This is a genomic window from bacterium (assembly GCA_035371905.1).
GTDB lineage: Bacteria > Ratteibacteria > UBA8468 > B48-G9 > JAFGKM01 > JAMWDI01.
Genome location: DAORXQ010000060.1, coordinates 1 through 10,775, shown reverse-complemented (window position 1 = coordinate 10,775; position 10,775 = coordinate 1). Strand labels below are relative to the sequence as shown.

Below are 10,775 nucleotides of genomic sequence, written 5' to 3'. Positions count from 1 at the left end.
AAATAAATTTTTAAAATCATTCCATACATCTTTGCTTTCAGGACTTAATTTCAATAAATGGGTTATTTTTCTATGAACTTTTACTGAAAAATTTATATCTTTACATTTGTTAGCCCATCCTTTTATCTGATTTGGAAATGGGAATCTGTAAAAGGAAGCATTTAGTTCAACTGAATTTAAATTAGAATTTTCAACATACCAGTCAAAACTTTTACCTTCATTCCATTCATAAAGCCAGCCACTTGTTCCTACATAAATTTCCGTTTTACCATCCATGACAGTTTAATTTTTCCAGGGTACTACATATTGTTTCAATTATTTCAAGGGGTACATCCGGTCCTATTTCCACACTTAAAGATAGTCCTCCTTCAGGTAAGGCAAGTGTATCAATTGCTTCCTTGATATGGTCTTCTATTTGATTTTTTGTAGCAAATGGAAATAACTGTCTGTCAAGGTCAAGATTTACCGCTATTTTCCCCTTACAATACTTTTCAATACCCTTTAATGTATTTGGTCTTATCTGTGGATTGACCATATCAAGTCCACATTCAATCAAATCAGGAATTATATCAAGAATGTATCCATCTGAATGTAAATAAATTATAAGACCATTTTCAACACATTTTTCAAACATTTTTTTATAAGGAGGTTTTATATATTTTCTCCATTTTTCTGGACTTATAGGTAATGACTTTTGAAGACCAAGGTCATCTCCAAAATAAATCATCTCTGCACCAATTTCTATCCATTTTTCAATAATTTTCATATTATATTCAAAAACAATATTAATTAATATTTCTAAATTTGGCTCTTCTGTTGCTATATCAATCATAAAATTTTCAAATCCTCTTAAATAATAAAGTTGCATATACATAGAACCATGAAATAAACCACCTCCTGCAATTTTTCCCTGTTTTTTTAAATTTTCAAGATTTTTCCTGATTTCTTCCCAGTTTATCTGATTTCCGTATCTATCATATTTTAAAGGGTCTGGAAACTTATAATTTTCAAAATCATTCCAGTTTTTTAATGGAGCAAGTTCTTCAACAGGTGCACCACAGATCCCTTCCTCTAAATTTTCCCACGTTATTCCCCAGATATCTACAAATTTGCCCTTTTTATATTCAGGAGATAATCTTATATTTTCAAAACTTCCTTTTTTATAATTTGGAAATATAACAGGATGTGAAAGCAAAATTTTTTCAAGTCCCTCTTTATATTTAAACCAGGCAGCAGGTAAAATTCCAACACCAACAGGTATCCAGTCAGGATAATCAAAAAGTACTGCTTTTAAAAAATTTTTTGTATTAACTTCTTTTTCATCAATTTTAACCTTTTTCTCTTTTTTCATAATTTATTCCTTTCACCTTCAAGTTTACTTGTTAGTCCAAAAATTTCAATAAAACCTGTTGATGCTTTGTGGTCAAATATATCCTTTTCTGTATATGTAGCAAGTTCTTCTTTATAAAGAGAGTAGGGTGAACTTCTGCCAACTACAATACAATTTCCTTTGTAAAGTTTCAATTTTACTTTTCCAGTTACATATTTCTGACTTTCTTCAACAAATTTATCAAGACATTTTCTCAATTCAGAAAACCACTGACCAAAATAAATAATCTGTGAATATTTTATTGATACAAGTTTTTTAAATTCATATAAATCTCTTGAAAATACAAGTTTTTCAAGTTCATTATGTGCTGTATGTAAAATTACTGCTGCTGGTGCTTCATATATTTCTCTTGATTTTATACCTACCAGTCTATCTTCAATCATATCAATTCTTCCTATTCCATGCTTTGCTCCAATTTTTGTCAGTTTTTCTATTATCTCTATCTGATTTAATTTTTTCCCATTCAGAGAAACAAAAACACCTTTTTCAAATCCAATTTCAATATATTCCGGTTTTCCCGGTGCTTTTTCAGGAGAAGTTGTTATCTGATATGCATCTTCGGGTGGTTCTGTATAAGGGTCTTCAAGAACTCCACACTCAATAGATATTCCCCATAAGTTTTCATCAATACTATATGGTTTTTTCTTTGTAGTAGAAACCGGAATTTCTTTTTCTTTTGCATATTCAATTTCTTCTTCTCTTGATTTAAATTCCCATTCCCTTAATGGTGCAATAACTTTTATATCTGGAGCAAGATATTTAAAAGTCAACTCAAATCTTACCTGGTCATTTCCCTTTCCTGTACATCCATGAGATACTGCATCTGCTTTTTCTTTTTTTGCAATTCTTATAACTCCTTCTGCTATTAATGGTCTTGATAGAGATGTTGCAAGTGGATATTTCTCCTGATAGATTGCTCCTGCTTTAAGAGCAGGTATTATATACTCATTAATAAACTTTTCTCTTAAGTCCTCATAATAAAATTTTTTTGCACCTGCTTTTTTTGCTCTTTCTTCAAGTATTTCTGATGATTCTATTTTCTGTCCGATGTTTGAAGTGTAAGCAATTATTTCAGCATTATACTTATCCTTTAAATATCTTATAGCGACAGAAGTATCAAGTCCTCCAGAATATGCAATCACTATCTTCATTTTTTTACCTCCTCCTTAAATTATTTTTTCTTCTTTAAGTTTTTTTAATAATTTTACTCTATCTATTAATAAAGCACCAAATCCTACTGGCGCTGAAATTATATTACTTATTATTTTCAAAGTAGAATTCAGGGATAAAAGATTAAAAATTAAAATTCCTAAAAAAATTGATAGAGTCCATATAATTCTGTTATCTTTTAATTTATATAAAATGGTTCTTCCAAGATAAATGAATATAAAACCTCTTGATAGATAAAGTGCCGAAGCAAAAAATGTAATTAGTATTAGACCTGTCGGAACCCCTATAATAGTAATAAGAAAAATTAAAATAAAAAAACTGAAAATTATGATTGAAAATAAACCTAAAAAAAATGATTTTATAAAACTTTTTCCAGATGTTAAAGTTGTTGATTTAAGTAAATTAGGGGTGAAAAATAAAAGTAAAAAATAAGGGAAAAGTAGTGAGAAAAAAGAATATAAAAATTTTATTTTTTTAAAAGTTTCTGTTTTTTGTTTTACTTTTCCACCATAGGATGGTTTCCATATAATTTTACCTTTTACATTGGAAAAAAGTTCTTTAGGAGGATAATTATCAGAATAATATATTAAGTCACCGTAAATTTCTGTTCCCTTTTCAACTTCAATTTTTTCACAGTGTAAATTAATATCAGAAAAAACTCCGGATATTTTTATTTCTTTTCCATAAATAGAACTTTTTTGTTTAATTTTTACATTTTTTAAAGTAATTCTATTTCCCATTAACCTTAAATTACCATCAATCTCTGTATTTTCTAAAATTATATTTCTACCTATACATGTGAAAGTTCCTCCTGTTCTGCCATTAAAGATTATTTTATTTCCGACAGAGTAAAAGTCATTTTCAATATCAGGAGCGATTTCCTGATTTAAAGCAGCAAAAATAAAATCACCCTTTATTTTAAAATTTCCTTTTATACTTTTTCCAATTCCAACAAGTTCGTTTTTAAATTCACCTGATAAAATAAGATTTTCTCCGATTACAAAAACTACTTCATCAGAACCATCTATTTTTATTTCATCTTTTATAAAAACTTTTGAAAAACAAAAACTTGAAAAAAATAAAATTAAAAAAAGGAGTTTTTTCATTTTTTTAATATATTCATCATTGGAATTTCATCACACCTTGGGAATTTCGGACAGTTTATACAATCCACCCATATTTTGTGAGGAAGTTTCTGTTTTGAAATTTTTTCAAATCCAAACCTGCTGAAAAATTCAGGGTTATAGGTTAGAACAAAAACTCTTTTAATTTCAAGTTCTTCTGCTTCTTTTAATAAAACTTCAACAATTTTTTTCCCGTATCCCTTTTTTTGAAACTGTTGTTTTACTGCAAGAGACCTTATTTCAGCAAGGTCTTTCCATATTATTTTTAAGGCACCACACCCAATAATTTTTCCATTTCTCTCCAGTACAGTAAAATCTCTTATTCTTTCATAAATTTGATTTAGTGAAAGAGGCAGCATTTTTCCTTCCATTGCGAATTTATTTACTATCTGTCTTATGGATGGTACATCTTTTAACTTACTTTTTCTGATAATAATTTCTTCGTTTTTCATTTTATATAAACTTTTCTCCCAACAATACTTACTTTTCCCTCTGCGATTAATCTTATTGCAAGAGGATATATAATGTGTTCTTTTTCCTGAATTCTTTTATGTAGTGTTTCAGGTGTGTCTTCCGGAAGGATAGGGACAACTGCTTGAAGTATTATTGGTCCTGAATCAATACCTTCGTCAACAAAATGGACTGTACAACCTGTAAATTTTACTCCATATTCAAGTGCCTGACGCCAACTTTCAAGACCGGGAAAAGATGGTAAAAGAGATGGATGGATATTTATAATTCTGTTTGGAAAATTTCTTATAAATGTACTTTTCAATACTCGCATAAATCCAGCAAGACAGACAAGGTCTACGTTGTTTTCTTTTAATACTTCAACATATTTAATTTCAGTTTCTTTATCAAGTATTGTTTTATATTTGGTACAGGGTATACAGATGCTTTTTATTCCATCTTTTTTGGCTATTTCAAGTGCATATGCCTGGGGATTGTCACTTATCACAACCCCGATTTTTATCTGTAAATTTTCCTCTTTTATATAATCAATTATTGCCTGAAGATTTGTCCCTTTTCCAGAAGCAAGTACTCCTATTGTAAACATTTTTTTATTTCCTTTATTTTTTTTAAGATTTTATTTAATAATTTAACATATTCTTTTTTATTTTCCAATTTTTTCTCTTTCAGTTTTTTCTTTACTCCTCTAATCTTAAAACCATCTCTATAAATCATTAACTTCACATTTTTCAACATTTCAATATCATTTTCTGTATAAATTCTATTGCCTTTTTTGTCCCTCATTATTTTAAAGTTTAATTCCTTTTCCCAGTATCTCAATATATGAGAGGGAATATCCAGTAATTTTGATACATCCTTTATGTAATAAAATTTACCTTTCATTCTTTTTTAAGTTCCCTTAGCATAAGTTTTTTTATTTCTTTTCTTACATCACTGTTTTTATAAATAATCCTGTAAATTGCTTCTGTAATTGGAAGTTCAATATCAAGTTTTTTGCTCAATTTATAAAATGCTCTTGTAGTTGGGATTCCTTCAATTACCATTTTTGCATTTTTTAAGTATTTTTCTTTTCCTATCTTTACAATCCCTTCTCCAAATGACCTGTTTCTACTATATTTTGAAAATGAAGTGGTTATCAAATCACCCATACCTGAAAGTCCTCTAAATGTTTTTTCTTCCCCTCCAAGAAAAGTACCAATTTTTATCATTTCATTTAAACCTCTTGTAAGATAAGATGATTTTGTGTTAATTCCGAGTTTAAGACCATCAATTATTCCTGCTCCTATAGCAATAATATTTTTAAATGCTCCTCCAACTTCAACTCCTATTATATCCTTACTTGAATAAATTCTGAAGTTTTCACAACTTATTATCCGCTGAAAAAATTCCGAAATATTTTTATTATTAGAAGCAACAACAGCAGCAGTGGGATAACCTTTTACTACTTCTTTTGCTATTGTGGGACCCGAAAGTACTGCATAACTATCATTTTTAATAAACTCTTTCAAGATTTCTGACATTCTTTTCCCTGTGTTTAATTCCAGTCCTTTTGTCCCAATTAATATAGGTTGATTTTGATAATATAATTTTAGTTTTTTTATTGTATCCCTGAAAAAAGATGACCTTACAACTATAATTAAAATTTCAGAATTTAAAACAGTTTCTTCTAATGAATTTGATATTTCTATTATTTTTGGAATTCTTATGCCTTTGAAATAGTTAATATTCTCTCTTTTTTTAATTAAAATTTCATAATTTTCTTTTAATGGTTCCCAGAGAAAAACTTTATTTTTTAGTTTATTAAGAAGAAGAGCAAGTGAAATTCCCCAGCCACCACTTCCAAGTATTCCTATTTTCTTTCCCATGGAAAAACAATCCTGTTTTCTTTTTTATTTAAAAGTCGTTTAATATTTTCCTTGTGTGTATAAACTATAAAGATAAAGATAAAAATACTCACATAAAAAAGGAAACTATTTTTGTTAAATATAAAAGTAAAAATTGTCAAAGAAAGTGCTCCTGTAATTGAACCAAGAGAAACATATTTTGTAGAAAGAACTACGATTATCCAGACAAAAAATGAGATTAAAGCAGGAAGAGGTAATAGTCCTATAACAACACCAAAACTTGTTGAGACACCTTTTCCACCTTTCCCTTTTAAAAAAATAGAAAAAGAATGTCCTAATATTGAAAGAATACCACTTGCAAGGATAAAAGGACTTGAAAACATAAGAATTTTACCTGTATAAACTGGAATAAATCCTTTTAAAATATCAAGAATTAAGGCAGGAATTCCCAGTTTCCAACCGCAAACTCTATAAACATTAGTAGCACCAATATTTCCGCTTCCAAATTTGCGAATATCTATCCCTTTGAATAATTTACATAACAGATATCCAAATGGAATACTTCCTGCAAAATAAGAGAATACTAAATAATAAAATTTATTCACATTATAAATTAATAAGTTCCTTAACTTTATCTACTGCACTTGCAGCATCAGGTGCATAGCCGTCAGCACCAATTTCATTTGCAAATTCCTGAGTTACAGGTGCTCCACCAATAATTATTTTTACATTATCTCTTACACCTTCCTTTTTCAAAACTTCAATTGTTTCCTTCATTTGAACCATTGTTGTTGTTAAGAGTGCACTCATTCCAATAACCTGTACTCCGCTTTTTGCTGCTTCAACAAATTTTTCTGGTGGAACATCTATACCAAGGTCAAGAACTTCAAAGCCAGCACCTTTCCACATCATAACAACCAAATTCTTTCCTATATCATGTAAATCACCTTTAACTGTTCCAATTGCAAGTTTGGCAATTGGTTTTATTCCTGCCTGTACAATTAATGGTTCAAGTAAACTCATTCCTTTATTCATTGCTCTTGCTGCTATTAAAACTTCAGGGACATAATATTCATTATTTTTAAACTTTTCTCCAACCACCATCATTCCAGCAATCAAACCCTCATTTAATATTTTTTCAACAGGCAAACTTTCCTTAATTGCTTTATCAACTAATTCTTCTGTTTTTTTCATATCACCTTTAATTACACTTTCCTTAATCCCATTTAATAAATCATTTGCCATTTTTTCCTCCTTTTTGTTTTAATTTGTTTTATTTAATCATATTTTTTCTTTTTGTCAATATAGATTCACAAACATCAATAAAAGTATTTTACATAAAATTATAAAAATTGTAAAATAAATCTATTAGGGCGGTTAGCTCAGTGGTTAGAGCACTACCCTTACAAGGTAGGGGCCGCAGGTTCAAGTCCTGCACCGCCCATTTAAGATTTTAATATTATTCATTTTAATGAAACTTCTTTAATTTATAACTCATCTAAATTAAAAAAAAAGGAGGAATAAAAATGGCAGAAAAAATTATAGGAATTGACCTTGGAACAAGTAATTCATCTGCAGCAATTATGGAAGGAGATAAACCTGTTATAATCCCAAGTGCAGAGGGTACTACTATTGTTGGTGGTAAGGCATTTCCTTCTTATGTTGCATTTACAAAGGATGGACAGGTTCTTGTTGGTGAACCAGCAAGAAGACAGGCAGCAGTTAATCCTGAAGGAACTGTTTTTGCAGCAAAAAGGAAAATGGGAACAGATTTTAAATATCACATATATGGAAAAACATATACTCCTGAACAGATTTCTGCTTTTATATTACAGAAAATTAAAAAAGATGCTGAGAATTTTCTTGGTTATCCTATTAAAAAAGCAGTGATAACTGTTCCTGCGTATTTTAATGATAACCAGAGACAGGCAACAAAAGACGCAGGAACTATTGCTGGTCTTGAAGTTGTAAGGTTAATTAATGAGCCAACCGCTGCTTCACTAGCATATGGACTTGATAAACTTAAAGAAGAATTGAAGATACTTGTTTTTGACTTTGGTGCAGGAACTCTTGATGTTACTATAATGGAGATGATGGGTGGGGTTTTTAAAGTTCTATCAACAAGTGGAGATACACAACTTGGTGGTACAGATATGGATAATGCATTAATTGAATATATTGTAGAACAGTTTAAAAGAGAAACAGGTATAGATTTGAGGAATGATAAAATGGCTATGATGCGATTAAAGGAAGCAGCAGAAAAAGCAAAAATAGAATTATCTTCGGTTGTTGAAACAGAAATAAATTTACCTTTTATCACAGCTGACCAGACAGGACCAAAACATTTAATAATGAAAATAAATAGAGCAAAACTTGAAGAACTCATTTCTCCAATTATAGATAGATGCAAAGGTCCAGTGGATAGAGCAATTGAAGATGCGAAACTTAAAAGGTCAGAAATAAATAAAGTGATTCTTGTAGGAGGTCCTACAAGAATGCCAATAGTTCAGAAATTTATTCAGGATTATATCGGAATTCAGCCAGAAAGAGGAGTTGACCCTATGGAATGTGTTTCTATTGGAGCAGCAATTCAGGGTGCAATTCTTGCCGGTGAGATGAAAGATAAGGATATTTTACTTCTTGATGTTACACCTCTTTCTCTTGGAGTTGAAACACTTGGTGGTGTCTTTACTAAAATAATTGAAAGAAATACAACTATTCCTGTAAAAAGAAGTCAGATATTTACAACTGCCACTGATAATCAGACATCTGTTGAAGTACATGTTCTTCAAGGTGAAAGACCTATGGCAAAGGATAATCTTTCTCTTGGTAGATTTCATCTTGATGGTATTCCACCTGCTCCGAGAGGTATTCCTCAAATTGAGGTTACTTTTGATATTGATGCTAATGGAATTTTACATGTTTCTGCAAAAGACCTTGGAACTGGAAAAGAACAATCTATAAGAATAACCGGTTCAAAGAAATTATCTCAGGAAGAAATTGAAAAAATGGTTAAAGAAGCAGAAAGATTTGCAGAAGAAGATAAAAAATTAAGAGAAATAGCAGAACTTTCAAATCAGGCAGATTCTTTAATTTATACAGTTAACAAGACATTGAAAGAACATGGAAATAAATTGAGTGAGAGTGAAAGAAAAGAGATAGAGGAAAAAATAAACAATTTAAGAAAAATAATTGATTCAGAAACAAAAACAGCAGACCAGATAAGAAAAGGAATAGAAGAACTTGAGACAGCATCCCATAAACTTGCTCAGATTTTATACCAACAAGCACAGCAATCTTATGGTAGCGCACAGAGTCAGGGTCCTCAGTCAGGTCAGGAAGGAAAACAAGAAAATGAAAAAGTTGTTGATGCAGAATATAAAGTAGAGGACGATAAAAATAAAGAACAATAAGTTTTATAAAAAGCTGTTTAGAAATTTATCCCTCTATAAGTTTTAGATGTTTTAGGGTTGTAAGAGAGGTTCTTTCATATTCATCAAGTTTTATCTGAATATACCTTATTGCCTCTTCTATATTTGGAATTAAAACATATTCAAGGGCATTAACTCTTCTTCTGGTTCTTTCAATTTCTTCCGCAAAACTTATCAATTTATTTTCAAGTCCATATAAAATAAATAGTTTTTTTAAAATCCTCATCCCTTCTTTAATCATAAAATTTTCATAGGGAGAGAGAAAATAATTAAAAACAAATTCTCCAGAAATATATGTTTCAATTTCATTTACAGGAATATTAAATATCCTTTTTCTATTTAAACTGTATTTGATTTCAATAAATGGTATTTTTAAAAGCGAATTCCATCTTTTTTCATCAATTGAACCTCTTAAAATTAATACCTTTTCACAAAAATTAATAAATTCATTTTCAATCAATTTTCTTTCTTTTTTAACAATAGAAATCAGTTTTCTGAATTCAATTAAAAGTTGTTCTTCTTTGTCTTTCAGAAGTTTATGTCCTCTCTTTGCAATAGCAATTCTTTTCTTTAATTTCAATAATTCCATTCTTGTTGGATTTACCTTTATTTTCATTTTAATCCTTCCAGAATTTTTCCATTATGAAAGGAGGGATTCTCTTAATATCTATTTTTGGCAACATTTTAATTAATTTCCATCCAAGATTTAATGTTTCCTCAATACTTCTGTTTTCATTCAATCCCTGATTTATGAATTCCTCTTCAAATTTTCTTGCAAAATTTAAATGGGCAATATCTGATTCTGTTAAAGCCGCCTCTCCAAGAACCATTGCAAGTTCTTCTGCTTCCTTACCTCTCGCATATGATGCGAAAAGTTGACTTGCAAGATATGGATGGTCTTCCCTTGTAAGTTTTTCTCCTGTTTCTTTTTTAATCCCTATACCTTTGTCTCTCAATCTTGATAATGAAGTTAATATATCCACAGGTGGATAAATTCCTTTCAAATGCAATGCTCTTGATAAAATTATCTGTCCCTCTGTTATATATCCTGTTAAATCAGGTATTGGATGTGTTTTATCATCCTGTGGCATTGTTAAAATTGGAATTTGAGTTATTGAACCTGGTTTTCCTTTTATTCTTCCTGCTCTTTCATATATTGTTGCAAGGTCTGTATATAAATAAGAAGGATAACCTCTTCTTCCGGGTATTTCATCTCTTGCTGCTGATATTTCTCTTAATGCTTCTGCATAATTTGTCATATCAGTTAAAATTACAAGAACATGCATACCGAGTTCAAAAGCAAGATATTCAGCAGCAGTTAATGCAATTCTTGGAGTTGATATTC

13 protein-coding genes and 1 tRNA gene are annotated in these 10,775 nt (G+C 29.8%); 2 read left to right on the top strand and 12 right to left on the bottom strand.

Going from position 1 to position 10,775, the window contains the following annotated elements; all coding sequences use genetic code 11:
- From PKV21_06885 to PKV21_06840, 10 genes are all read right to left on the bottom strand, one after another.
- A partial coding sequence (locus tag PKV21_06885) for a DUF72 domain-containing protein (protein ID HOM27214.1) occupies positions 1–276 on the bottom strand: 276 nt, incomplete at its 3' end.
- Positions 266–1,351, bottom strand: coding sequence for a uroporphyrinogen decarboxylase family protein (locus tag PKV21_06880; GenBank protein HOM27213.1), 1,086 nt, complete (start codon positions 1,349–1,351; stop codon positions 266–268). The genes PKV21_06885 and PKV21_06880, both read right to left, overlap by 11 nt.
- Positions 1,348–2,541: an argininosuccinate synthase gene (locus PKV21_06875; protein ID HOM27212.1), complete on the bottom strand. Its 1,194-nt coding sequence runs from the start codon at positions 2,539–2,541 to the stop codon at positions 1,348–1,350. Before PKV21_06875 ends, PKV21_06880 begins: the two co-directional genes overlap by 4 nt.
- A 15-nt stretch (positions 2,542–2,556) precedes the next feature.
- A complete protein-coding gene (locus PKV21_06870) occupies positions 2,557–3,666 on the bottom strand; it encodes a hypothetical protein (GenBank protein HOM27211.1) in 1,110 nt (369 codons plus the stop codon).
- Positions 3,663–4,136 (bottom strand): N-acetyltransferase, encoded by a 474-nt coding sequence (locus tag PKV21_06865; GenBank protein ID HOM27210.1) that lies wholly within the window; start codon positions 4,134–4,136, stop codon positions 3,663–3,665. The genes PKV21_06870 and PKV21_06865 overlap by 4 nt, the downstream gene beginning before the upstream one ends.
- Positions 4,133–4,741: a phosphoribosylglycinamide formyltransferase gene (gene purN / locus PKV21_06860; GenBank protein ID HOM27209.1), complete on the bottom strand. Its 609-nt coding sequence runs from the start codon at positions 4,739–4,741 to the stop codon at positions 4,133–4,135. Before purN ends, PKV21_06865 begins: the two co-directional genes overlap by 4 nt.
- Positions 4,729–5,037 carry a MerR family transcriptional regulator gene (locus PKV21_06855; GenBank protein HOM27208.1) on the bottom strand — a complete coding sequence of 103 codons (309 nt, stop codon included), beginning with the start codon at positions 5,035–5,037 and terminating at the stop codon, positions 4,729–4,731. The genes purN and PKV21_06855 overlap by 13 nt, the downstream gene beginning before the upstream one ends.
- Positions 5,034–6,020, bottom strand: a complete 987-nt coding sequence (locus PKV21_06850; protein HOM27207.1) for an NAD(P)H-dependent glycerol-3-phosphate dehydrogenase — start codon at positions 6,018–6,020, stop codon at positions 5,034–5,036. Before PKV21_06850 ends, PKV21_06855 begins: the two co-directional genes overlap by 4 nt.
- Complete coding sequence (plsY, locus tag PKV21_06845) at positions 6,005–6,604, bottom strand: glycerol-3-phosphate 1-O-acyltransferase PlsY (GenBank protein HOM27206.1); 600 nt, start codon at positions 6,602–6,604, stop codon at positions 6,005–6,007. The genes PKV21_06850 and plsY overlap by 16 nt, the downstream gene beginning before the upstream one ends.
- A 1-nt stretch (position 6,605) precedes the next feature.
- Positions 6,606–7,244, bottom strand: a complete 639-nt coding sequence (locus PKV21_06840) for a corrinoid protein (GenBank protein HOM27205.1) — start codon at positions 7,242–7,244, stop codon at positions 6,606–6,608.
- Positions 7,245–7,370: 126 nt separating this feature from the next.
- On the opposite strand from PKV21_06840, the gene PKV21_06835 reads away from it, so the two are divergent.
- Positions 7,371–7,443: transfer RNA gene (locus tag PKV21_06835), tRNA-Val, on the top strand.
- Between the two features lie 82 nt (positions 7,444–7,525).
- Positions 7,526–9,412 carry a molecular chaperone DnaK gene (dnaK, locus tag PKV21_06830; GenBank protein HOM27204.1) on the top strand — a complete coding sequence of 629 codons (1,887 nt, stop codon included), beginning with the start codon at positions 7,526–7,528 and terminating at the stop codon, positions 9,410–9,412.
- Positions 9,413–9,437: 25 nt separating this feature from the next.
- Here the strand turns inward: dnaK and PKV21_06825 are convergent, their stop codons facing one another.
- Entirely contained in the window at positions 9,438–10,046 is a 609-nt protein-coding gene (locus PKV21_06825; protein ID HOM27203.1) for a V-type ATP synthase subunit D, read from the bottom strand.
- A 1-nt stretch (position 10,047) separates the two neighbouring features.
- Positions 10,048–10,775 (bottom strand): V-type ATP synthase subunit B (locus tag PKV21_06820; protein HOM27202.1); only part of this gene is annotated, 728 nt, incomplete at its 5' end.